Origin of the sequence: Synechococcus sp. SYN20, from assembly GCF_014279555.1 — a bacterium.
Classification (GTDB): Bacteria; Cyanobacteriota; Cyanobacteriia; order PCC-6307; family Cyanobiaceae; genus Synechococcus_C.
Window position 1 is genome coordinate 1,386,081 of the sequence record NZ_CP047959.1, and the last position, 22,925, is coordinate 1,409,005.

General features: G+C 53.2%; 20 protein-coding genes. 4 read left to right on the top strand and 16 right to left on the bottom strand.

All coding sequences use genetic code 11. The features are described from left to right. Positions 1-106: 106 nt before the first annotated feature. Positions 107-337 carry a hypothetical protein gene (locus SynSYN20_RS07235; protein WP_186522595.1) on the top strand — a complete coding sequence of 77 codons (231 nt, stop codon included), beginning with the start codon at positions 107-109 and terminating at the stop codon, positions 335-337. Between the two features lie 28 nt (positions 338-365). On the opposite strand, the gene SynSYN20_RS07240 is transcribed toward SynSYN20_RS07235, so the two are convergent. From SynSYN20_RS07240 to SynSYN20_RS07250, 3 genes are read right to left on the bottom strand one after another with little or no spacing between them, the layout of a single operon-like run. Continuing rightward, complete coding sequence (locus SynSYN20_RS07240) at positions 366-638, bottom strand: DUF4090 family protein (protein ID WP_186519126.1); 273 nt, start codon at positions 636-638, stop codon at positions 366-368. Positions 639-690: 52 nt separating this feature from the next. Next, entirely contained in the window at positions 691-4,311 is a 3,621-nt protein-coding gene (gene metH / locus SynSYN20_RS07245; RefSeq protein WP_186522597.1) for a methionine synthase, read from the bottom strand. A 58-nt stretch (positions 4,312-4,369) separates the two neighbouring features. After that, complete coding sequence (locus tag SynSYN20_RS07250; protein WP_186522599.1) at positions 4,370-5,287, bottom strand: branched-chain amino acid transaminase; 918 nt, start codon at positions 5,285-5,287, stop codon at positions 4,370-4,372. A 76-nt stretch (positions 5,288-5,363) separates the two neighbouring features. On the opposite strand from SynSYN20_RS07250, the gene cobN reads away from it, so the two are divergent. Then, positions 5,364-9,140, top strand: coding sequence for a cobaltochelatase subunit CobN (gene cobN / locus SynSYN20_RS07255; RefSeq protein ID WP_186522601.1), 3,777 nt, complete (start codon positions 5,364-5,366; stop codon positions 9,138-9,140). Here the strand turns inward: cobN and SynSYN20_RS07260 are convergent. The 6 genes from SynSYN20_RS07260 to uvrC are packed head-to-tail and all read right to left on the bottom strand — an operon-like array spanning position 9,130 to position 14,687. Then, complete coding sequence (locus tag SynSYN20_RS07260) at positions 9,130-9,705, bottom strand: hypothetical protein (protein WP_186522603.1); 576 nt, start codon at positions 9,703-9,705, stop codon at positions 9,130-9,132. The genes cobN and SynSYN20_RS07260 overlap by 11 nt on opposite strands. Positions 9,706-9,732: 27 nt before the next feature. Then, the gene (locus SynSYN20_RS07265) at positions 9,733-10,386 is read right to left on the bottom strand and encodes a PHP domain-containing protein (RefSeq protein ID WP_186525515.1); all 654 of its coding nucleotides are present in this window, start codon (positions 10,384-10,386) and stop codon (positions 9,733-9,735) included. Next, positions 10,379-10,972, bottom strand: a complete 594-nt coding sequence (hemJ, locus tag SynSYN20_RS07270; protein WP_186522605.1) for a protoporphyrinogen oxidase HemJ — start codon at positions 10,970-10,972, stop codon at positions 10,379-10,381. Before hemJ ends, SynSYN20_RS07265 begins: the two co-directional genes overlap by 8 nt. Positions 10,973-11,007: 35 nt before the next feature. Continuing rightward, on the bottom strand, positions 11,008-12,414 hold the full coding sequence (locus tag SynSYN20_RS07275; protein WP_186522607.1) for a cryptochrome/photolyase family protein: 1,407 nt from the start codon (positions 12,412-12,414) through the stop codon (positions 11,008-11,010). 6 nt (positions 12,415-12,420) lie between these two features. Beyond that, a complete protein-coding gene (locus tag SynSYN20_RS07280; protein ID WP_186522609.1) occupies positions 12,421-12,735 on the bottom strand; it encodes a hypothetical protein in 315 nt (104 codons plus the stop codon). Further along, complete coding sequence (gene uvrC, locus SynSYN20_RS07285; RefSeq protein WP_186522610.1) at positions 12,732-14,687, bottom strand: excinuclease ABC subunit UvrC; 1,956 nt, start codon at positions 14,685-14,687, stop codon at positions 12,732-12,734. The genes SynSYN20_RS07280 and uvrC overlap by 4 nt, the downstream gene beginning before the upstream one ends. Positions 14,688-14,742: 55 nt before the next feature. Between uvrC and coaD the strand changes: the two genes are divergently transcribed. Together coaD and SynSYN20_RS07295 are read left to right on the top strand one after the other, a co-directional pair. Continuing rightward, positions 14,743-15,225 (top strand): pantetheine-phosphate adenylyltransferase, encoded by a 483-nt coding sequence (gene coaD / locus SynSYN20_RS07290; protein ID WP_186522612.1) that lies wholly within the window; start codon positions 14,743-14,745, stop codon positions 15,223-15,225. A 10-nt stretch (positions 15,226-15,235) separates the two neighbouring features. Beyond that, positions 15,236-16,186, top strand: a complete 951-nt coding sequence (locus SynSYN20_RS07295; RefSeq protein ID WP_186522614.1) for a hypothetical protein — start codon at positions 15,236-15,238, stop codon at positions 16,184-16,186. Here SynSYN20_RS07295 and dacB read toward each other — a convergent pair. The 7 genes from dacB to SynSYN20_RS07330 all read right to left on the bottom strand — a co-directional run bounded on the left by dacB (position 16,161) and on the right by SynSYN20_RS07330 (position 22,895). Continuing rightward, entirely contained in the window at positions 16,161-17,432 is a 1,272-nt protein-coding gene (dacB, locus tag SynSYN20_RS07300) for a D-alanyl-D-alanine carboxypeptidase/D-alanyl-D-alanine-endopeptidase (RefSeq protein ID WP_186522616.1), read from the bottom strand. The two genes, SynSYN20_RS07295 and dacB, sit on opposite strands and share 26 nt — an antisense overlap. Continuing rightward, positions 17,429-17,944 (bottom strand): DUF4330 domain-containing protein, encoded by a 516-nt coding sequence (locus tag SynSYN20_RS07305; RefSeq protein WP_186522618.1) that lies wholly within the window; start codon positions 17,942-17,944, stop codon positions 17,429-17,431. Before SynSYN20_RS07305 ends, dacB begins: the two co-directional genes overlap by 4 nt. A gap of 46 nt (positions 17,945-17,990) precedes the next feature. Further along, complete coding sequence (locus SynSYN20_RS07310) at positions 17,991-18,692, bottom strand: DUF1995 family protein (protein WP_186522620.1); 702 nt, start codon at positions 18,690-18,692, stop codon at positions 17,991-17,993. Positions 18,693-18,726: 34 nt separating this feature from the next. Next, positions 18,727-19,914, bottom strand: coding sequence for a cysteine desulfurase family protein (locus tag SynSYN20_RS07315; protein ID WP_186522622.1), 1,188 nt, complete (start codon positions 19,912-19,914; stop codon positions 18,727-18,729). Continuing rightward, a complete protein-coding gene (dapF, locus tag SynSYN20_RS07320) occupies positions 19,901-21,043 on the bottom strand; it encodes a diaminopimelate epimerase (protein WP_186522624.1) in 1,143 nt (380 codons plus the stop codon). The genes SynSYN20_RS07315 and dapF overlap by 14 nt, the downstream gene beginning before the upstream one ends. A gap of 1,263 nt (positions 21,044-22,306) precedes the next feature. Beyond that, entirely contained in the window at positions 22,307-22,606 is a 300-nt protein-coding gene (locus tag SynSYN20_RS07325) for a hypothetical protein (RefSeq protein WP_186522625.1), read from the bottom strand. Between the two features lie 52 nt (positions 22,607-22,658). Continuing rightward, on the bottom strand, positions 22,659-22,895 hold the full coding sequence (locus SynSYN20_RS07330) for a hypothetical protein (protein ID WP_186522627.1): 237 nt from the start codon (positions 22,893-22,895) through the stop codon (positions 22,659-22,661). Between the last annotated feature and the right edge of the window lie 30 nt (positions 22,896-22,925).

Here is a 22,925-nt window from a genome sequence, read left to right on the forward strand (position 1 = left end):
TGCATTTGCTGCCAGGAGTCTGCCGAACGACTGGCACATTCCGAGACGAGATGGTTGACGGATCACGGGGGTTAGGCGTTAAAGGTCATTCAGTTATGCCTCCTCGATGGATTGGGAGTTCACTGAAGACGCGGCGTTTATCGCCCTCTGCGATGCGTTCCGCGAAAGTGGCGAGTCATCGGCTATTGAGTTCCTTGCCAATGGTGAGGGAGCCTTCCACTTTCAGGATCTTGCGCAGAACGCTGCGGGAGAAGGATTTGATTTGAGCGAGTCCAGCGCGCTGGATGATTTTCAGCAGGACGTGATCGACACGATGGAAAAGCTCTGCCAGGAGTGATCCTGCAGAGCTCACATTGAATCGGTTGTCAGCTGAAGTAAAAGCTGATTTCCTTGTCCTTCAGGCCTTCCCAGCCAGCCTCGATTAATCGGGTGTTCAGGACGTCTTGGCTGAAATGTTTGGCACCGGTGCGAACGATCCGGTTTCTCATCGACTTACGCACTCCACTGCGCTTTCGTTGGGCCTCTTGATCCATGACCTCGCGGTAGAGCGTGAGCATCGCTTCTGGAAGAGGGCTGCCATCGATATCCAATCCAGCCTTAATCGCATTGTCGATGGCGTCGGGGCCGCTGAAGTCCATGGGAGCAAGTGCAGTGCCTCAGAAGTCTGAGGCAACACATTGCTGTGTGGCTTTAAGCGCTGAAGTAGCGAGCGTTGCTGTGCAAAGCAACCAGGGCTGTTGTGCTCTGTTCTGGATGCAGTTGATCGCTTTCATCCATGGTCAAACCAATGCGATCAGCCTGTAGCCATTCCAGTTGTTGACGGGAATCCGCCACGTTGGGACAGGCTGGATAGCCAAAGGAATACCGGCTACCCCTATAGCGCTGGGCAAAAATGTCCCTGAGAGGCATCCCGTCGGGATCGGAGAAGCCGCATTCACGCCGAATCCGGGCGTGGGTCCACTCAGCAAGCGCTTCTGCCATCTGAACGGCTAATCCGTGAAAAAACAGATAGTCGCTGTAGGCATCCTTGCGAAAGAGTTCTTGGCTGAAGCGACTGGCTTCTTCACCCATGGTGACCGCTTGCATCGGCAGTACATCGCAGGGATGCCCCTCTTTGAGGTCTTGGAAGAAATCGGCGATGCAGTAGCGATTCCCACTGCGTTGACGGGGGACGTCAAAACGACCCAGCTCTGCACCACCCTCCGGGTTAAACACCACCACCGCGTTGCCATCGCGACCGCAAGGGAAATAGCCGTAAGCCACTGCTGGATGAAGGAGTTGGTCGTCTTTGGCCCGCGCCAGCCATTTTTGGAGGATTGGCTCGGCCTTGTCCGCGAGATCCTGTTCGTACTCTTCACGGCTTTGGTTTTTGGCTTTGCGCATCTGCCACTGACCAGCGAACAGTGCCTGACGGTCGAGGAACGCAATCACTTCGTCGAGGGGAATCTGATCGTCTCCCTGAAGAACGGAGGCACCAAGGAAGGGAGTGATGACGGCTTTCTCCTCAGGAACGGCATCGGATCGGTGGTAACTGACGGGAAGCTTGAGATCAGGTGTCTCAGTTGGCTCAGAGGAGCTCTCAGGCGCTGCGTCGGCTGACTCTGAGGGTTCTGCGTCCCCACCAATCGAGAGACCTTCGGGGGTGCCATCGAGGAAGCCAGCGCGATCATCCCAGCGATCCTTTGCTTTTGCAGTCACTAACGCGTCCATAAAGCGCAGATCTGTGAAAGCGTCTTTGCCGTAAATCACTTTGCCGTCGTACACATCGTTGCAGTCTTTATTCACGAACCTGGGTGTAAGTGCAGCGCCACCAAGGACGACCGGCACGTTGATACCTGCTTCGTTAAAAGATTGCAAATTATTTTTCATGAAGGCTGTGGATTTCACTAGAAGTCCACTCATGGCGATGCAATCAGCCTGATGCTCTTCCTGGGCAGTGATGATTGCATTCACATCTTGCTTGATTCCAAGGTTAATAACTTCATAGCCATTATTGGTCAAAATAATGTCTACGAGGTTTTTGCCAATATCATGAACATCGCCTTTAACTGTTGCGATTAAAAACTTGGCTTTTGCAGATCGCTCCCCTTCTTCTTTCTCCATAAAGGGTTCTAAAAATGCCACTGCAGATTTCATGGTTTCGGCAGACTGAAGGACGAAAGGAAGTTGCATTTGCCCGGACCCAAACAGTTCTCCAACCACCTTCATTCCGTCAAGCAAATAGGTGTTGACGATTTCTAATGGCGGATAATTTTCTAAGCCCTCTTTGAGAGCGTCCTCCAATCCAATGCGCTCACCATCAATGATGTGTTGTTTCAGCCGCTCTTCGACAGGTAGGTCGCTCAGGGATGGTCCCGATTCACGGGCGGCTTTGGCACTTACACCCTCGAATAACGTTGTTAGAACTGTAAGCGGGTCATAAGTGCAAACATCTCCTTCGAATCCACGACGATCATTGATCAAATCTCGACAAACTTTCTGATGCTCTTCGCTGATTTTCATCAGGGGAAGAATCTTGGCTGGTGACACAATCGCCGCATCCATTCCAGCTTCACAGCAATCATGCAAAAAGACTGAATTCAGCGTAATTCTGGCGGCAGGAGATAAGCCGAAGCTCACATTCGATACGCCAAGGACAACATGAACTTGGGGGAGATCCGTGCGAATCCTGCGAATGGCTTCGATTGTTTCAGCCCCGTTGCGTCGATCTTCTTCGATACCAGTGGAAATCGGTAATGCGAGCGCGTCGTAAAAGATTTCCCGGGCTGGAATTCCATACTCCACAGCATCTCGATAGGCCCTTTTCGCAATCGCAACTTTTTGGTCTGCAGTCCGGGCCATACCGTCTTCGTCGATCGTGCCAATCACCACTCCAGCTCCATAGCGTTTGGCTAGCTCCAACACCTTGAAGAACCGTTCATCACCGTCTTCGTAGTTCGTTGAATTGAGAATGCACTTTCCTCCAGCAACTTTGAGTCCGGCTTCCATCTTTTGCCATTCGGTGGAATCCAGCATCAAAGGAAGATTCACATTGGTGACGACTCGATTCACCAGCTCGCGCATATCTCGCTCACCATCACGACCGACATAATCAACGTTGATATCAAGCACATGAGCATTTTCTTTAACCTGGCCTCTGGCAACGGCGACCAATCCGTCCCAATCCTCTTCATTCAGTAATTCACGTACTTTCTTAGATCCACTGGCATTGAGTCGTTCACCAATGATTAAGAAAGAATTGTCTTGTAGGTAAGGAGTTGCGCCATAAATCGATGAGGCCGCTGCTTCATAACTGAGGGCTTTTCTTTCATGGTGGTGGGTGCGCACTTTTCTTGGTGCGGCATTTAGCTCTGATGAAATTTCAGAAAGAGCTCCAATATGAGCAGGTGTTGTTCCGCAACATCCACCAATCACTTGAACCCCAAGATCTTCCACAAAGTGCATTAATTGCATTTTCAGCTCCACCGGTGTCAGCCGGTAATGCGCCACGCCTCCAACATTTTCTGGTAAGCCTGCGTTGGGGATGCAGCTCACCACAAATGGAGCATTATCTGTCAGATAACGCATGTGCTCTTTCATTTGTTCAGGACCTGTTGCGCAGTTCAGCCCAAGAACATCAATCGGAAAGGGTTCAAGAATGGAAACAACAGCTGCGATGTCGGAACCCACCAGCATGGTGCCTGTGGTTTCCATCGTTACGGACACCATCAATGGGCGGCGTTCACCGCTGGTTTCAAAGGCTTGCTCAATCCCTTGAAGAGCAGCCTTGATCTGCAGAACGTCCTGACATGTCTCAATGATGAGTAGATCCACATCGCCGGCAATCAGTCCTTCTGCTTGCTCCTGATAGGAATCGCGAAGGAGATCAAAACTGATGTGTCCCAGCGTGGGTAATTTTGTGGTGGGTCCCATCGACCCAGCCACGAATCGTGGTTTTTCGTCGGTGCTGTATTCCATGGCCACTTCCTTGGCCAACTCGGCAGCACGCTTGTTGATCTCGAAGGTTTTGTCTTCTAAGCCGTACTCGGCCAGCACGACAGAGGCGGCACCAAAGGTATCGGTTTCGATGACATCACAACCGGCGTCAAGAAACTGTCGATGCACGCTTTGAACGGCATCGGGTCTTGTGACGACAAGGTTTTCATTGCAACCCTCTAAGGCTTCCCCGCCGAAATCATCGGCGGATAAGTCGAGCTGTTGCAGGGAGGTGCCAGTTGCTCCGTCAAACACCAAGACAGGTCTTGATGGATCATGCAGCCGCTTTAAAAAACGTGAGGCGATCAGGGTGGGGGTCTCTGTGACGGCCTGCATCGCTCAGTTGCTTCTCTCGAGCCATTCTATGAACTGCTCTTGATCCTAAGGCCGATCATTATTCTTCGAGTTCGATCCTGGTGACCCAATGGCTGAATTCAGGATCTCGTCCTTGCGTAATCGACACGAGCCGTTGTCTTAAGGCATCCATTACCGGTCGATGGGTCGGTAAGACCGTGGATTCGAGTTGCCGAATCGGCGTGATTTTTGCTGCAGTTCCCGTAAGGAAGACTTCATCGGCGATACAGAGTTCGGTTTTGTCGACGGGGCGTTCGATCACCTGAAATCCCATGTGCTTTGCCAGCTCAATCACGCTGGAGCGGGTGATTCCCTCAAGAATGTCTTGATCAACTCCAGGAGTGATCAGGACTCCATCGCGCACCAAAAATAGATTCATGCCGCTGGCTTCGCTCACTTTTCCCCGCGTGTTCATGAGCAGGGCTTCGTCGAAGCCGCTCGTGACTGCTTCCGTTTTGGCTAGTGAGCTTGTGATGTAAGCACCACTGATTTTTCCGCGCAGGGGAAGTGAGCGATCTTCCTGCCGGGTCCAACTACTAATGCGGCAACTCACGCCATCGGGAGAGAGGTAATCGCCGAGCTCCAAGCCGTAAATCAGGAAATCAGTCTCGATGTTGTGCAGACGTGGTGCGATGCCTAAATCACTGGTGTAAACAAATGGCCTCAGGTAGATGGGCGTTGTGGGCTTATTAGCCCTCAGCACCGCAACGAGAGCCTCCATCACGGTTTCTTCCGTGAGATCAGCGAGCAGGAGCTTGGCGCTCTGGGAGAGACGCCTGGCATGGCGGTCCGGGCGAAACAACAGCATGCCGCCAGGTTTTTCCGGATCTGGAATCGCGCGCATGCCTCCGAAAGCACCGGTGCCGTAATGAAGGGCATGCGTGGCGATCGAAACTTTGGCCTGGTCAAACGGGATGCAGCGGCCTTCAAACCAGGCGTAGGGAAGGAACTGATGCATCGCTCATTGATCGATGCTCAAATTTTCTCACTCACCTCGCTCGGTGGGTGTGATGTGATCAGACCAGAATGGAGACATGCATCGACTGAGCAGTCTTCCTGGCGCCGAAAGCAACGAGGTTTTCACCGTTGTTGAGCAACCGCCTGCCCCCATTCTTTTCCTGACTAGCGCTGCGACCGATATCAGTACGCTCTCCGCTTGTCTTCGGCAGCCAGAGCTGGGGCAGTGGAAGGAGCAATTGCGGGCTTTGCCGCTCGATTGCCTGCGACATCCGGCTCAAATTGACCACTATCTGGCCACAACGGGGCGAGCCGCCCGGGTGCTTGTGGTGCGCTTGCTAGGTGGGCGGGGTCACTGGAGTTATGGGCTTGAACAGTGCAGGCGTTGGCAGTCGACTGCCCCACAACGCACCTTGATCGTCTTGGCGGGGACCGCTGATCAAAACGACGAACTCCATCCGATTGGATCGGTGTCTCCCACCCTTTCTCAACAGTTGGCTCTGTTGTTGCGCGAAGGCGGGATGCCCAACATGACCAAGGTTTTGAAGGCGATTCATCCCTTCATCACCAGTTGCACGGAACCTGAGGCCTTGAAGGACGCGCCCGATCTTCAGCCGGAACGGATGGCTGATCCAGCCCCATTTGATTGGCGTGATGAATCAGGTGCGAAGGTCGGAGTCCTGTTGTATCGGGCTCATGCCCGCGCCGCTGACACGGATTGGTGTGATCAACTTTTAACGGCGTTGCGAAGTCGTGGACTAGCACCGCGTGCCCTCTGGGTGAGCAGCTTGAGAGATCCCGTGGTTCAGGAGGGGGTGCAACGAGCATTTCAAGCGCAGGATGTTCAGCTGGTGGTCAGCACCACGGCATTTGCATCGGTGCAGTTTCAAGAGGCGGGACTGGGCACTCCGCTGTGGGATGGCCTTGATCTGCCTGTGTTGCAACTGCTTTGCTCGGGACGATCCAAACAAGCTTGGGACGCGACCACCCAGGGGCTCGATCCCATCGATCTCTCCCTTCAAGTGGTGCTTCCTGAGTTGGATGGACGCATCACCACGAGAATCGGTGCATTCCGTGAAGTCCAGGATGCGGAATCCAGTTTGTCGACCGCTGTCAAAAGTTTGGTTCCCGACGCTGCTGGGCTGAATTGGCTTGCGGACCATGCCCGTTGTTGGGTTGATCTTCGTCAAACGGACGCAGCAGAGAAGCGCGTGGCATTGGTGCTTGCGAATTACCCCGTTCGCAATGGACGTTTGGCCAATGGGGTTGGTCTGGATACTCCTGCTAGCACCATCAATATTTTGAACTGGCTTTCTGAAGCCGGTGTTGCACTTGGCAGCGAGTCGCGTCCCGATGCGTCTCAAGCGTTGATGGCCCAACTGTTGTCTGGACGCAGCAACGATCCGGAGAGTTCTCACCTTCAGCCTCTTGCCTATCTTCCCCTCAACCACTATTTGCGCTGGTGGCGACAGCTCACGCCTGAAGCTCGAGCTCTGATTGAGCGCCGCTGGGGCTCACCGGAACAGGCCGTGGATCTGGAGGAGAAGGGATTTGCTGTGCATGGTCTTCTCCTGGGTCATGTGGCTGTGTTGATTCAGCCCAGCCGTGGCTATGACCCCGATCAGATTAGTGATCTTCATTCTCCTGATCTCCCTCCTCCACATCGTTATTTGGCCCAATATCTCTGGCTGCAGGAGGTGCATGGCACCCAGCTAATGGTCCATGTGGGCAAACATGGCAGCGCCGAATGGCTACCAGGCAAGTCGGTTGGACTGAGTGAGGCCTGTGGGCCAGGACTGGCGCTTGCTCCGATCCCTCACATTTATCCCTTCATCGTGAATGATCCTGGAGAGGGTTCCCAGGCCAAGCGTCGCGGCCATGCCGTGATTCTCGATCACCTCACTCCGCCCTTGGGTCGGGCTGGATTGCATGGATCTTTGCTGTCTTTGGAAGCCTTGCTTGATGAGTATGTCGAGGCTCGTCAGGTTGCTGCCGAACGCTGCGATCTGCTCGAGCAGCAAATCAAGCAGCTACTTCAACGTCTGGATTGGCCTTCCCTCCCCAATGCATCAAACGAAGCACCAAACGATTTATCAAGTTCTCCTGATCAAGACAACGAGTCTTGGGCCCGCTGTCTTGATCAGGTGGAAACCTATCTCTGTGAATTGAAGGAGGCGCAAATCAGAACAGGCCTGCATCGTCTTGGCAGCCAACCTGAACCGTTGATGCAGAGAGAACTTCTTCTGGCCATTGCTCGATCGCCCTCCGGTGGCTGTCAAGGCATCACTCAGGCGATGGCCAAGGTGCTTGGATTGGAATGCGACCCTTGGTCGGATGAAGACGGTGCTCGTCTTAGCGAGCACGACTGCAGAACCCTCGAGCAGTTGGGTTGTGATCAGCCCAGACGTGTATCGGCAGCTGTGAGTTGGCTCGATGATCAAGCGCTCCGCTTGCTGGAGCAGATCACAGACGAGCCCTCTGAATCTCTGTGTCCTTTGCTGCAGCAGTGGCTTCAAGACAACAAAGAGCCTGCTCTGCTGCGCTTGCGCGACGAGCTGGTGCCGCGATTGTTGGCCTGTGCTTCCAGTGAAAAGAAGGCTTTTCTTGCTGCTTTGGCTGGACGACGGATCGCTAGTGGACCCTCCGGAGCCCCAACGCGTGGTCGTCCAGATGTTTTGCCAACGGGTCGCAATTTTTATTCCGTTGACCTGCGCGGTCTTCCCACCGAAGCGGCCTGGGATTTAGGCCGGCGTAGCGCTGAGCAATTGTTGGATCTCTACCGACTCGAGGAAGGAGAAGATCTGAGGCACCTTGCGTTGTCGGTGTGGGGAACAGCCACGATGCGCAATGGGGGTGAAGACATCGCCCAGATGTTCGCGTTGCTGGGGGTGCGTCCTCTCTGGGATGGCCCAACTCGGCGCATGGTGGACCTTGAAGTGATTCCTTTGAGCCTGCTGGCTCGACCCCGGGTTGATGTCACCTTGCGGATGTCAGGACTGTTCCGCGATGCCTTCCCCCAGCTTGTGGGCTGGGTGAATCGCGCTGTGCAACTCGTCGCATCACTCGACGAAACAGACGGTGAAAACCCGCTTGCGGCGATCACCCGTGAGCAAGGGCCTCAATCGAGGATTTTTGGTTCAGCACCGGGAGCGTATGGCGCTGGATTGCAAGCCTTGATCGATTCGGGACAATGGGACAACCAGGACGAACTTGGAGAGGCTTTTTTAGCCTGGAGTTCGTGGAGTTATGACAGTGATGTGCGAGCCCAGGCCAATCGCGCAGGGTTAGAGGCTGCTCTGCGTCATGTGCAAGTTGTGCTCCATAACCAGGACAACAGGGAACACGATCTACTCGATTCAGATGACTACTACCAGTTTCATGGGGGGATGACGGCTGCGGTGCGTCGTTCCGGTGGAACCTCAGTGCAGCCCTGGTTTGCAGATCACTCTCGCCAAGAACGGCTTCGCATTCATTCCCTCAGCCGTGAACTCGACAAGGTGGTGAGAAGCCGTTTGTTAAACCCACGCTGGATCCAGGGAATGCAACAGCATGGCTACAAGGGAGCCTTCGAAATGGGAGCCAGCCTCGACTATTTATTTGCCTACGACGCTTCCACGAATGCCGTTCCTGATTGGTGCTACGGGGCCATCTGTGATCAGTGGCTGTTGGAAGCTGGCACACAAGACTTTTTGACCCGGTCCAATCCCTGGGTTCTCAGGGATATGGCCGAACGTTTACTTGAAGCTGCCAACCGAGGATTGTGGTCTCAACCATCCCCTGATCAGCTTGACCAGATCAGGGGCTTGGTTCTTCAAGCTGAGGAGACTGTCGAGAAAGGAGGTCTTAGTTGTTGAGGTCGCGAACCATGGCCTTGAACGGATCAATCGATCCCGGTTTTGCAGAGGGATCCCGCGATTCCGGCGTGTTCTTGGGCTGAATTTCGGGCTCAGACTTCAATTCTTCCTTGCGACCCATAGGGGCAGCATCAGCCGCCATTGGCGTATTGACGCCAGCTGTGCGTAACGCATTCCCCTTCAGTTTTTGATCCAGTTGGGCCTGGGTCATCGTTTCGGCGAATGTCTTTTTGACCGGCTTAGGAATGCCGCTGGAGAGCAAAGACGGAATCGCGGGTTCCTCATTGGGCTTCTCATCACCCAATCCTTGGGTGCGCTTTCCAACGGTGACGTCCATTGCGTCGACCTTGGTCACCAACTCTTTGTTGCCAGGGTTGTCGGCGGTTCCGGGGAAGGTGCGACGAATGGTCTTGGCCTCTCGCATGTAATCCACGTTTCCGTAGGACGACGACGCGTCGGAGTCGAGATAGAAGGCTTCGGCTTTCGGCTTGGCACGGTCCTTCGGAAGGTCCTGTTGACCGTCGTCCTTGGAGCTTGAATTCAGCAGCCGATCAAAGAGGCCCATTCCTGTGATCCAGATCGATACATGAATTTAGCGGCCTTTTAGGTCCATACCGTGGGTATCGGTGCCGCAGCTACGCAAAAGGCCAAGGTTCTTCAACTGTTTGTCGATCGATTCACAGATCAATGGGGTAGGGGCCCAGCGTTGTTGCATGTCGTAGTCGTACCAAGCTTCACCACCGTCGAAACCCAGCTCTGCCGCCGCTTCAATCAAGGCGGAGAACCCCAATCTGTAGCGACCTGGATGGGCAAGGATTGCAAGCCCTCCGGCGCTATGGATGGCTTTGCGGACCTCACCAGCCCTAAGTGGAGCACCGACTGCAGCATCGCCGCTTGAATAGGGCAAAAGGGCAGGATGTCCTGGCGTAAAGCCAAGAGCCAAAACGTGGACCAAGCATCCGCGCAGGATGCAACTGATTTCCATCCCACTCCATAGCGTTGGCGTGGTTTCACCCTGATCTCGGGCGCGTTCCAGCCAAGCAACCATCGGAACGTAGGCAGCGGTCGAATGGTGATCGGTGACCGCAAGGTGACTCAGCTTCCGCTCAGTGGCTTGTTCAATCAGAGCAATCGGTTCCAGACTGCCGTCACTGCAGACGGTATGGCAGTGAAAATTCAGTAAGCCTGGACAGCTCTCAGGACCAACCGTGTCAAGGACAGCCCGCAACGGGTGATCGTCATGCATCTGGGACCGACTCCTGCGCAAGAGCTGCTTCACGAAGACGACGCCAGCGGGCATAAAACTGAATGGTTCCTGCCATGAACACCACGAGTCCGACGGTTAACCACGTTGCCGCCCCAGTTGGGAACTGGGTCTTGAACACCACCAGCATCACCACGAGAACGAGCAACAGGGTGGGAAGTTCATTGAGGGCACGGAGTTGCCGTCCGCTCCATTGGCAGCTCCCAGCCTGAAGTTGGCCCATGAGTCGATAGCAGAACACGTGATACGCCACTAACAAGCCCACAAACCCGAGCTTTGCGTGCATCCAACCTTGCTGAAGCCAGGACGGTTGGGCAATCAACAGCCCTGCAGCCATCGTGATGGTAAGGATCAGTCCAGGTGTGGTGATGATGTTGGCGAGTCGCCGTTCCATCACGGCGTACTGGGCTTTGAAGGCTTCGCGTACAGGCGATTCCTCCTCCTCTGCTTCCACGTGATAGATGAACAGCCTGACGAGATAAAACAGACCGGCAAACCAGACCACCACCCCAACGATGTGAAGGGTCTTGAACCACAGGTAAGCCTCAGGTGGAAGCGTCAGTGTCATGACCCCATCAATCTCGCTACGACAATAGAAAGCCGTTAGCTGAGCGAGTTAAGAAACTGTTGTGCGTTCATGTAATGCGTGTCTAAAACCTCTGGAGACATGCGATCAAGATTCCTAGCCATCATCGCCAGCCGTGGTTGCGAACGAAAAAAGTCTCTATGACGATGAATAAAACTCCAGAACAAGCCATCCCAAATCCCACACCACTCTCCAGGTTTGTAGTCAGACATTTTGCGCACGTAATTCGATCCTGATAAATATGGCTTACTCGTAAAGATTCCACCGTCAGCAAACTGACTCATTCCATAAACATTCGGGACCATCACCCAATCGTAGGCATCCACAAAAAGTTCCATGAACCAGGTGTAGATGCGGGTGGGGTGGAAGCCACAAAGAAGCATCATGTTTCCAAGTAACATTAAACGCTCAATGTGATGACAATAACCAGTATTGAGTGCACGTTTAATAGCATCATCAATGGGCGGAATTCCTGTCGTTCCTTGGTAAAAAGCATCTGGGATGGGACGATCCTCAAACTTCCAAAAATTGCTATTTCGCATCGTTACTCCGTGACGCAAATACATGGCGGCCATGAATTCACGCCAACCAATAATTTGTCTCAGAAAACCCTCCAAAGAATTCATAGGGATCTCACTCGCGTTTGCTGCTTTGAGCGTTCGGTTTAAAACCTGTTGGGGAGTGAGAAGTCCCAGATTCAGCATCGGTGTTAAAACGCTATGCCACATCACACGGTGCTGGGAGCTGATCGCATCCTCGTAGGTGCCAAAACCAGCCAGTCTGTGTTCAAGAAAAGTGTCCAACCATTGTTGTGCTGACATGTGATCAACGGGCAAATCAAGTGATGGTTCGTCAGGAACACTGATGCCCTTGGGAAGTTTTTTACGGTTGTCGGCGTCAAAACTCCAACGACCACCCACAGGAGCCCCCTGATCATCGATCAAAACTCTCAGGCGTTTGCGCTGCATTTGGTAGAAATTGGCCATCATTGGCTTGCGCCGGCCATTGAAATAGTCATCCATCACTTCAGTTGGTGTGAGCAACATCGGAGTGGGCAAAATTTCTAAGATGCAACTTCGCTGTTGCAGGGTCTTTCTGACTCTCTTGGTTAAAAGATCGTCTACGGGATCAGCGAGGTAAAACGTTTGATATCCAGAGTCGATCAGTTGGTTCAGGAGATCTGACGTCTGTTGCTGTTTATGTGGCGTCAGGGTAAAAACGCTATGGCCTTCGTATTCAAGGCGTTTCTGATACGCCAGCATCGATTGTTGATGCAATTCGAGCTTGCGTGGATGGATGGTGAGTGGCCACTGAGGGTCACCTCCAAGGATCAAGCCGTCAGCAATCAGGGCAATGCTTCTGTTGGCACGAATGCCGGGATGGTGTTCAAACAGCTGATGGGGGAAAACAAGGGTGATGTCCATAGCGTCTTAACCGGCTTCTCCCGCCAGTCGACAGGCTCGCTTTCCAAGAGCTGTTGCTGGGATTCGATCCACCAGTCCGCCTCGTGGGCTGAGCTGTTGGTTGCGGCAATCCATCACCACCCGTTCTCGATGCCCTTGTTGATCTTCCAGGCGCATGCGCAATTGCCAGTGATTTTTAGCGCTGCGGGTGATCTCATCGGCGCACACCACACCTGTACATAGACCAGGTGCTGCGAGAGCCCGATCAGGACTGATCAGCGTGACGGCGACCCCGATCAAAACAGTGAAGACCAGATTTGTGGCTTGAAAGCACCTTTTCATGCCGTGTCCTCGCCTGCCATCACCACGTTGTTGTCATCCAAGTCTTGAGGATGAAAATAGGCGCGGATCTGTTTGGCCAGCGAGAGTCCCACCCCGGGGGCTTGATGGAGCTGATCCACGCTTGCGAGCTGAATGGCATCAATCGATTGAAAGTGGGCCAGAAGATCTCGCACGCGTTTTGGGCCTAGCCCAGGAATATCGGAGAGGCGTGAGCGTTTCATCCGCTGGCCCCGTTGCTGTCGATGGAAGGTCACCGCAAAGCGATGCGCCTCGTCACGCAAACGTCGCAACAAGGCCACCCCGAGTTGATCGGGCTCGCTTTCAAGGGGTTGCTTGGCTTCTGGGAGGAAAACCTCTTCTCGTTGTTTGGCCAAGGAACACACCACAAGGTCCTCATGCAAATCCAACTCGCGCAAGGCTTCCATCACGGCTGATAGTTGACCTTTACCTCCGTCAATCATCACGACATCGGGCCAATCATGCAGTCCGTCCATGTTCAGACTGCTGCTGGATTGACGCCTGATTTGAACCAGGTCAGCACCCTCCGCTTTCACGCGGGCCCATTTGCGAAAGCGCCTGCGCATAATTTCTGCCATGGCCATGAAGTCATCGCTGTGACCGGCCTGAATACTGCTGCTTTGGATCTTGTAACGGCGGTAATGCTGCTTAGCAGGAAGCCCGTCTATAAAAACCACTTGGGAGGCAACAGCATCACTGCCTTGAATATGACTGATGTCATAACCCTCGATTCGCCTTGGAGGTGTGGCTAATTCAAGAAGTTGAGCGAGATCTTCATTCGCTAAAGCTTGTTGTTCTTGGCTTTGGCGAGCACGCCCTAGTTCGAATTCAGCATTACGCATGACCAAATCAATAAGATCAGCTTTTTGGCGCCGTTGGGGATGCAACACCTGAACTTTGCGCTCTCTTTGCTCGCTAAGCCATTCGGCAATCAAAGGCTGTTGAGGAAGCGGATGTTGCACTAAGACTTCTGGAGGAATTTCAACAGCATCAACCTGGCTGTAGTGCTCTTCAATCACCCGCTGAAGAATTAATCCTGCCTGCAGGTCTGTTGCGTCTGCTGCAAAGCCGAGCCTTCCCACGAGTTTTCCAGCTCGCATCTGGAACAACTGAATCGCGGCAAAGTGCTCATCTTGAGCAACAGCAAGAACATCTCTGCTCACGGATGCTTCCGGCAAGCTCATTTTTTGATCTGCCGTTAACTGATCAATGCCTTGAAGTTGATCGCGTATTCCAGCAGCAGATTCAAAATCAAGTCTCTCGGCGTAGCGCTCCATCTGCTGGTTGAGGAGTTGCCTGAGCTCATCGCTCCGCCCTTGAAACACCATCGCAACCTTGCGTAAAATCTGGTGGTAATCCTCCGAACTAACCTTTTCCTGACAAACACCTGGACAACGTCCAATGGAGTAATTGAGGCAGGTACGATTTGGATAGAGAGGTCGTGGACGTTGGCGTAGAGGAAACACACGTTTCACAAGAAAGAGGGTTCTTCTTAGTAATCCCACATCTACATAGGGTCCGTAAAAACGATCCAGTGGACTTCGAAATCTTCGACGTCGAGTGATGAAAATTCGGGGGTAGGGTTCGCTCCAGGTAATACAGAGATAGGGATATTTCTTATCATCTTTAAGCAACACATTGAAATGCGGTTGCTGGTTTTTGATGAGATTCGATTCCAGAGCGAGCGCTTCTGCCTCGCTGTCAGTCACGATGAATTCGATTTCGCAGATCTGACGCACCATCAAGCGAATGCGTGGGCTCAGGTCATGGCTGCTGCGAAAGTAACTTCGAACCCTGCTGCGCAAGGTTTTTGATTTTCCGACGTAAAGCAAGCGATCGTCGGCATCGCGCATGAGATAACAGCCCGGCTCAGGGGGGATCTCTTTCAAGCGCTGTTCCAGGCGCTCCGGTTGCTCAAGCAAAGGACGCTGCATGTGCTGAATCTAGAGACCCTGCGCTGCATAGGATCCGATCAGTCCTTCATGGCTGATGCGCGCTCTCTACCCGGGCAGTTTTGATCCTCTCACCCTTGGACATCTCGATCTAATCGAACGTGGATGTTCTCTTTTCGGAGAAGTGGTTGTCGCCGTTCTCCAGAACCCAGGGAAGTCCCCCGCTTTCAGCCTTGATCAGCGGCTAGAGCAAATCACCCAGGCCACCTCCCATCTGCAGGGGGTCACGGTGACCAGCTTTAACGGCCTGACGGTGACGTGCGCTCGCGACCATCATGCCCAGTTGATTTTGCGAGGCTTACGAGCGATGAGTGATTTCGAATATGAACTCCAGATCGCTCATACGAACCGATCTTTGGATTCTGAATTTGAAACCATTTTCCTCAGTACCGCTGCCCACCACAGCTTTCTGAGCAGTTCAGTTGTGAAGGAGGTAGCTCGATTTGGCGGTCGTGTTGAACACATGGTCCCTGCGGTGGTGGCGGAGGACCTCAAGAGGTTCTTTAATTCGGCTTTATAAGTCAGTTGCGATGAGCGAGATCCAGTTCTCCGTGCTCGACCAGCTCGACCAGCTCGAGGAAATTGTTCTCGAAGGTAGCCGCATTCCTTTTAGTGGTGGAAGGCTGGTCAATGAGCAGGATGCCGTCGAGATCATGGATGGCGTTCGAGCATCGCTGCCCGTGCAGGTTGCTCAGGCCGATCAGTTGCTGCAAAAGAAGGATGAGTTCATCACCTCAGCCCGCAGTCAGGCCGACGAAATTGTTCAAAAAGCTCAGATTCAGCGTGAACAGCTTGTGAGTGCTGCTGCGGTTCGGCAGGAAGCGGAGCGCCAAGTGAATGAGATGAGAGATCAAGTTCGCCAGCAGTGCGAACAGCTCCTCCAGAGCTCTCGCCAGCAGGCCGCTCAAATGGAGCACGACATGCAGTCCAAGCAGGTTCAGCTGGAGCAGCAATTTGCTGTGCGTCGGCAACAATTAGAGCAAGAGGCCTTGCAACGCCGTCAACAGCTCGATCAGGAAGCGCTCGAACTGAAGCGCCAATTGGCCGAGCACCATGAGCGCAGCCAACAGCAGTCAGCTCAGGAGCTCGAGCAGATTCGTAGTGAAGGGGTCAAACTCCAGAAGGAAGCACAAACGGAAGCTGAGCGTATTCATCACGATGCACTCCAGTTTCGCCAGCAGACCCAACAGCAGTGTGAGTCGTTGATTCAGCGCACACGTCACGATGCCGCATCTGTTCAGGATGGTGCCAACCGCTATGCCGAGCAAACGCTTGGTGAGCTTGAGCAAAGACTCAAAGAGATGGCCCAGGTGGTTTTGGCCGGTCGCCAGGAGCTCGTCAAAATTCAGATGATTCGCCCCGACAGTTCCGCACCTGAGACAGAGACCCCTGAAGCGAAAAACCGTCAGGGGAAAGCAGTGTCGATGAACAAAGCACGTCGTGCTGCGTCCCGTCTCAGATCGATGAAGAGCACGGGCTGAGGTTGTAAACGATCCTCAAAATCTGGCCGATCGTTGCATTCGGTCGGCTGGCACCATTCGAGATCATGCTCACATACCTAGGGCCATCGCTGGTTTGGAGGATTCCAGAAATCGAGCGCACCCCACTGATGGTTCCTGTTTTCCCCCAAAACTTGCCTTGGATCGGTGAGCCGATGAAGTAATTGCGCAGCGTTCCGCGCTGTCCAGCAATCGCCATCGAAGCTTGGTAATAGGCGGCGTAAGGATGTTGATCCATCCGCATCAGCAACGCTGCGATGGTCTGACTCGACACACGGTTGTTGCGCGAGAGACCACTGCCGTCTGCAACCATGAGCCCCCTCACGGGGATTCCTTGTTGTTGCATCCAACGATGTGCGGACGCCGATGCAGCTCGGACATCCCATTGGTCAGCTGCTTGTCTCAGCAACACTTCTGCCGTGAAGTTGTGACTTTCGGTGTTGGCAAGGCTGAGCAGAGCATGCATCGGAGCAGAAGTCTCCTCATGCAGCACGATCTGATCATCGCTTTGTTGAAACTGAGTGTTGCTGATCGGTCGAGCTTGTTGCACTTGAACGGATCCGCCGCGACGCTTCACTTCTTTTTTGAACAGCGTCTCTAACCGCCTGTAGGGATCGCTCACGGCACCTCCCAACGCATTACTGGTTAGGGCCAGCCGAGTAATTGGGGCTCCATAGGCATAGGCGCGATCTGCAAGGTGCCAATCGTTTGGCCACCAATTTTGACGAGGTTCCTCTCGCACCATCAAGTTAACGGGCCCGGCAGAGGCTCCCCGCGCTCCTCCCTGGCCCATAGCGGCCATGGCAAAACGCTGTAAACCGGCAATTCCTAGATCAGGATCACCTTGACCCTTGAGCTCAAGGGTTCCATCAGCACGTTGCATTAACTGTGTTCGCAAGCGGAAATCTGGACCTAATTGGTCGAGAGCGAAGGCCGTGCTGATGAGTTTTTGGTTGGAGGCTGGAATGCGTGCCATCGCACCATTCACATCACCCAACAGATCACCATTGCTGTTGACCACTGACACGCTCCATGCCCTGGCAACGGGGGCGATTAAGCGATTCAAAGCTTGCTGTAGGGGTTCACATGAACGCCCCCGTTGTTGAAGATCAGGAAGAGGTTGGTCGGAGGGCGGCGCTGGAGGGGTTAGTAAGACAGGCTCGGCACGACCAGGGATCGATGCTGTAGTTGTTGCCGCCAGCGTTAGGAGAAGGAGGGCTGCTTTCATTGCACCTTGACGCCGCTAACGGTCCCATTCAGGCGGTAAAGAGCACCTTCAAGTTCCACGGGTGTGCCGACTTTCAACTTGGTACCGGCGAGGACCACGCCAGATTTTGAAACTGTTGCATCGCCTTCAAGCACAAAGCGAGCATTCAAGGTGCCCATATTCGCCCGGTTGGGATCGGGTGCTGTCACGACGGATCCATCAGGTTGAACCTGTACCAGCACTCGGTTGATGTCGTCTACGCGAATCAACTTGACGCTTCCGGCGGGCTGATTCCGAATAATGATGCTCGTCCGTCCAGAGGCAAGGGCGTCCTGGACCAAGGCTTCAGGGTCTGCAGCACTCACACGACGGACGTCAACCATCACCTGCACGGATTTCACTGACCCGTTTGCTTTGGCTAACGCATTGGAGAGCTTGGGACTCCAAAGAACACCACCAAGGGCCCCTAGGGCAATCAGTCCAGCAGTGGCATCAAGAGCTGAGAACCCTCGTAATCGGTTTCCTAAAGCCATACCCATTCCGATCACCTGGCCACAGTAAAAGCGTTAACTAGGAACATCAACCACGTAGATCCTCGATAAAGCGATCGACAGCACCTAATTGACGCCCAAGACTGTCACGATCGCCGTTCAGTGCCATCCCAATCGCTTCAGCGTCTGGTTTGGAAGGCATGGTGCCCAGGAACCGATAGCCATCAGGATCCGCCTTAAACAGATGCCACATCTCCTTTTCGGTTTGCAGGAGTGCCCCTTCAGCCAGTGGCTCTAAGTGGAAGGCAGACCGCCAGATGGAGAGAAACCCTTTGCGCCTTCCCCTGGCGACACTGCCAATGCCCACACCAGCATCTTCAAGCTTTCCATTGAGGAGAACCACCGCTCCTTGCCAGCTGTTGCAGATCTGCTCGACCATCTCGTAATCGCTTGGTTGCGGTCCAATGGCCAACAGCATTCGGCCTGTGATCTCTGGGTCGCTGCAGAGCATCAGATCCTTCAAGGCAAAGCAGTGAGCAGCCAATTCCGGGCTTTCTCGTTGCGCTAAGGCCGTTGATCCTGCATCAGGCCAGCCCAACACCACGTCATACCCTGCAGTCTCCAAGGCCGTGGCCAAGCGCAAAGCCGGTTTGAGCAGCCTTAGTCCTTCAAAGCGCCAGGTCACGGTCCAACGCCGTTGCTGACGATCGCTCAGAGCTTGCTTGAGAGAGGCGAGGGTCATCGCCTCGGCCTGTACAAGATCGACAGGAAGGGTGACGGACAAACTCAACTCGTTGGAGTGCTGTGCGGAGAGTACCTAGACGTCAGGCGCGATCGTGATTCATACGATCAATCGCGTTTTGAATTCGATCGTTGATCGCTGGCAATGTTGAGGGGTCACTCCAGTAACCAAGACTGAGCCGAAGTCCTGATCGACGCCATAAGGGATCCACCTCCATTGCTGCAAGTACGGGGCTGTCACTATCGCGGCCGGAGGAACAAGCACTTCCACTGCTCGCCGCGATTCCTTCACGATCTAGGGCTCGTACCAAGGCGCGACCCGACATGGGCTGACCGTGACGATCGGAGACCAGCACTGAGAGATGGTGCGGCAAACGCTCCCTGGGATGTCCACTGAGACGGATTGCATCGTTTTTGCAAAGCAGGGCAAGCAAGGCATCGCGCAACCGAGCGATCCCAGATCCTGATGATTCGACCTGATTCGCCTGACAAGAAGCGATGTCACGGAATGCTGCCGCCATGCCTTGCGCTAAGACGGGGCATTCAGTACCAGCGCGAAGCCCATTCTCCTGTTGGCCACCGGCAAATAAGGGTTGGATCCGTTCAGCGATGTCTTGTCTTAGGAGCAACAAGCCGATGCCTCTTGGACCTCCGCACTTGTGTGCTGAGGCCGTGAGCAGATCAACTGGAAGTTCTCCCCAATTAGGGCAACCCTGGCTCAAGACTTGGGTGGCATCGGTATGGAACGGAATCCCCCTGGAACGACAGGCCTCACCTACAGCTTGGATCGGTTGCAGCGTTCCCACTTCACTTTGACCCCAGATCAAGGACACGATTTTGGTTGGAGGGGCTAGCAGTCGATCCAAATGGAACATTTGGATCTGTCCGTAGGCATCTACAGGCCATCGTTCAACCGTCCATCCGCACGCGATCAATTGCTGAGCTGCAGCCGCAACAGCGGGATGTTCCACAGCAGAGATCACCAACCGCCCTGCTGATTCAGTTTTGGCCAGCCCTATTAATGCAAGATGGGCCGACTCGGTGGCCCCGGAGCTGAACAGGATGTCTGATCGTTCAGCTCCCAGGCTCTCGCCGATCGAAAGGCGAGCACGTTCCAGTGACTCAGCTGCATCACAGCCGATGCGATGAAGGCTGGAAGGGTTGCCCCAGCTGCCCTTCTGTGCCTTAAGCATGGAAGTGATCACGCTCTCTCTCACAGGAGCGGTGGCACACCCATCCAGATAAAAATAGGGGTCTTCAGGGTTTGTCATCGCGATTCAAGCGTGACAGGGTTCGCTCTTCGAGGGAGTCGCCAGCGAGGTTGAGCATGGCGTCGAGAGAGGTTGACGACAAAAATTCTTGGACGCGAGCCTGGGCTTCATCGCGTAAGCAATGGTCCGGTTTCTGGCAGGTGTCTTTGCAATCATTCGCGCAGTTCAAGCTCTTCGAGTTCTGCGTTGATTGTGTGGCGGCAGCAGCTGTAGACGGCATGGTTTGTCCACCAGCTGCCGCCGAAGTTGGCTGCTCTTGCCTTGTTTCTGGCAGTAATTCAGGATTTAAAACGCCATCAAAAACTGCTACGGCGGGTCCGGTCATAAACACGGAGCCCTTGCGATCAGGCCAACTGATCTCGAGAGGCCCGCCTGAAAGTTTCACCGTGGCTTCTGATTCCGATAACCCGAGCAGCGTTGCAGCAACGAGCGTGGCGCAGGCTCCCGTGCCGCAAGCCAGGGTTGGACCTGCCCCGCGCTCCCACACACGGATCTCGAGTGTATGTTGATCGATCACTTCCAAAAAGTGCACATTGGTTTTGGCTGGAAACAAAGGATTGACCTCCAGCGCAGATCCCCATGCGTCAAAGGGAATGGCTTTGAGGTCTTGTACCGGCACAACCACATGGGGATTGCCCATCCCCACAGCGGCGAGCTGAAGAGTGCTGCTCTCGAGTTCGATTTCCCCTTGAGGAAGTCCAGACCGCCCCTTTGAGAGTGTGGTGGGAACATCTTCGGGTTCCAGGAATGGCTGCCCCATGTCGACCCGTATCTGTCCGTCATCACAAAGTTCAGGGACGATGACGCCCGCCATGGTTTCGGTTCTCCATGTCCGTCCTGGCTGATCTCCATCGCTATCAGCAAGAAAACGGGCTAGGCAGCGGATGCCGTTGCCGCACATTTCGGCCTCGCTTCCATCCGCATTGAAAATGCGCATCCGTAGTTCTTCGCCATGCTGTGGGGGCAGGGCCAAAATCAAGCCATCGCCTCCGATCCCAAATCTGCGATCACATAGCCGGCGCACCCAAACGGGATCTGGCTCCGTGATGGTCAGAGGAAGCTGTCCCCCGCGGCCTTCCAACAGCACGAAGTCGTTGCCTAAACCCTGATACTTGCTGAATTGCAACATCTCTCTAAAAGCTTGTCTGTGACTGGGTTCTTAGAAAGTGTGTAAGCCCACTGTGTAAGCCCATTAACTTCTGTGACCCTTGCCTGATGTAGCCATTGTATTGGGCTTGTTGTCTCATTAGAACTGGACCCTCTCAGTCCTTCGAGGATGACCTGTGAGGGTGTTGAATATCTCTAGGCTATATGCCTATAGATGGATCTAAGGCTTGCTGTAGGCCCTTCTAGGCCCCTCTCAGAGCATTCTAGCGTCGTTGGTCCAGTCATCCTGGTACAAAAAACGTACAGATCCCAAACAAAACAGACCAATAAGCATAAATACTTAGCCAAGACCAGCTAGTCAGCACGTCTCAGCCACCCCTATCGACAGCTAATTAGGACTGAGTAGAAATACTTAGCGGTGGGCCTACATCACTGGTTCTATGAGTACTGAAGCCTTGCGCTAGATACTTTATCTAACGAACTACCAGTGATAGCAAAGGATTTCAGCGGCTAGCCTAGGAAAATAGAAAAAGATCCAAACCTTGGGCGCCCACATCTGTGCTTTTTTTGGCTTTTCATTAGTTCCTGTGTACTAGAGAACTAGTGGGTGGACTTCAAACTCTCGTGGCTCGGAGGCCCTATGGGGGTAAAAGGAAATCCTGGCCCCTACGAATAGGTTTCAGACAATTATTTTATTTTATTTTGGCTCCCTTCATATGCCCCCAGAACAGTCTTAACTATCAATCATGCTAGATACAACTAAACACAAGTTAAGAGCCATCAGAGAGCCCTACAGGACTCTTAGAAAAGGATATAGAACTGAACCAAACCAAACAATAACCATCTAAACACCACCAGCCATAGTTTTAAGTTTCCCTGGAATCATCTTTGTATGACTTGGTGAACTACAACGACACCAGGAAGGGCAACGAGTAAGAAGTTTAGTAGCCATCACTTCAGTAGCAGTAAGCGTAGCCTCAGCTTTGCATTCACTACATCTCAAGTAGAAGGTTTGTGTCGTGGAATTATCCATTGATTATCATTATTTTGAATGTATTGCCTAATCTCAAGAACAACTTGATGATGCTCAGCCAGCATTTGGTAAGCCATTAGGTCGTCAACTGTGTCGATCTGATCTAGACCGTTGGTAGAAAAGCCCTTAGGCGAGGTCCAGTTATTACTCTCGATCTCTTCTAGATCCCATGCGTACATAGGTTGCTGAAGCAGTTGTAGGAAAGTCATTTGTGTTGTTGGTTATCTAAAAGGGAGCTAGTCCCATTAACTATTAGATTTCTGAAGCGTTGATACTGGCAAAGAAGTTATAGTCATCGCTGTCATTGCTATTGCTATCAGCTCGAAAAGCGGCTGCTAGGGATGCAAGGTGGGAATCAGCTTCTTCTACAACTGAGATGTTGTTGTGCTTGAGATACTCAAGGACTTTGCCTAGGATTGCTGCATTGAATTCACCAGCCATCAGTTGTTGGCGAAGGGAGGTTTCAAAGCATTCACCAAGGAGTTCATGGATCAAAGCTGCCTGATCGGAGGAAACACCGGTGATGGTGCCTTTGGCTTTTGATTTAGACATAATATTAAATGTTAATAAGTAATGAACTGAACCAGAAGGTCCAGTTAATAAATCAAGAAAAAGACCAGTTAGTAGGCAGAGAAGCTAGGCGGCCTTCAATAGCAGAAAGGCGAGCAGAGATAAGGTCCAGTTTGGAAGTTACATCAGTAAGATCTACCGGTGCTGGATCATTACTTTCAGCAATTGCTTGAAAGATCTCAGCTGATGTATATGACCCACCAGCAAGATCGATTTGATTAGACATTGATAGAATAGATAAATAATAATAACTTGGTGCTACTTCTTCCACTTAATACGCTTCTGATTCTCTGTGAGAGGC

Bases quoted from the DNA above. Each gene is read 5' to 3' on its own strand.
- SynSYN20_RS07235 (WP_186522595.1), top strand. From the start codon at position 107: ATGGATTGGGAGTTCACTGAAGACGCGGCGTTTATCGCCCTCTGCGAT.
- SynSYN20_RS07250 (WP_186522599.1), bottom strand. From the start codon at position 5,287: ATGCATCAGTTCCTTCCCTACGCCTGGTTTGAAGGCCGCTGCATCCCG.
- dacB (WP_186522616.1), bottom strand. From the start codon at position 17,432: ATGAAAGCAGCCCTCCTTCTCCTAACGCTGGCGGCAACAACTACAGCA.
- coaD (WP_186522612.1), top strand. From the start codon at position 14,743: ATGCGCGCTCTCTACCCGGGCAGTTTTGATCCTCTCACCCTTGGACAT.
- metH (WP_186522597.1), bottom strand. From the start codon at position 4,311: ATGCAGGCCGTCACAGAGACCCCCACCCTGATCGCCTCACGTTTTTTA.
- cobN (WP_186522601.1), top strand. From the start codon at position 5,364: ATGCATCGACTGAGCAGTCTTCCTGGCGCCGAAAGCAACGAGGTTTTC.
- SynSYN20_RS07295 (WP_186522614.1), top strand. From the start codon at position 15,236: ATGAGCGAGATCCAGTTCTCCGTGCTCGACCAGCTCGACCAGCTCGAG.
- hemJ (WP_186522605.1), bottom strand. From the start codon at position 10,972: ATGACACTGACGCTTCCACCTGAGGCTTACCTGTGGTTCAAGACCCTT.
- SynSYN20_RS07305 (WP_186522618.1), bottom strand. From the start codon at position 17,944: ATGGCTTTAGGAAACCGATTACGAGGGTTCTCAGCTCTTGATGCCACT.
- SynSYN20_RS07275 (WP_186522607.1), bottom strand. From the start codon at position 12,414: ATGGACATCACCCTTGTTTTCCCCCATCAGCTGTTTGAACACCATCCC.
- dapF (WP_186522624.1), bottom strand. From the start codon at position 21,043: ATGTTGCAATTCAGCAAGTATCAGGGTTTAGGCAACGACTTCGTGCTG.
- SynSYN20_RS07265 (WP_186525515.1), bottom strand. From the start codon at position 10,386: ATGCATGACGATCACCCGTTGCGGGCTGTCCTTGACACGGTTGGTCCT.
- uvrC (WP_186522610.1), bottom strand. From the start codon at position 14,687: ATGCAGCGTCCTTTGCTTGAGCAACCGGAGCGCCTGGAACAGCGCTTG.
- SynSYN20_RS07260 (WP_186522603.1), bottom strand. From the start codon at position 9,705: ATGGGCCTCTTTGATCGGCTGCTGAATTCAAGCTCCAAGGACGACGGT.
- SynSYN20_RS07315 (WP_186522622.1), bottom strand. From the start codon at position 19,914: ATGACAAACCCTGAAGACCCCTATTTTTATCTGGATGGGTGTGCCACC.
- SynSYN20_RS07240 (WP_186519126.1), bottom strand. From the start codon at position 638: ATGGACTTCAGCGGCCCCGACGCCATCGACAATGCGATTAAGGCTGGA.
- SynSYN20_RS07280 (WP_186522609.1), bottom strand. From the start codon at position 12,735: ATGAAAAGGTGCTTTCAAGCCACAAATCTGGTCTTCACTGTTTTGATC.
- SynSYN20_RS07325 (WP_186522625.1), bottom strand. From the start codon at position 22,606: ATGTCTAAATCAAAAGCCAAAGGCACCATCACCGGTGTTTCCTCCGAT.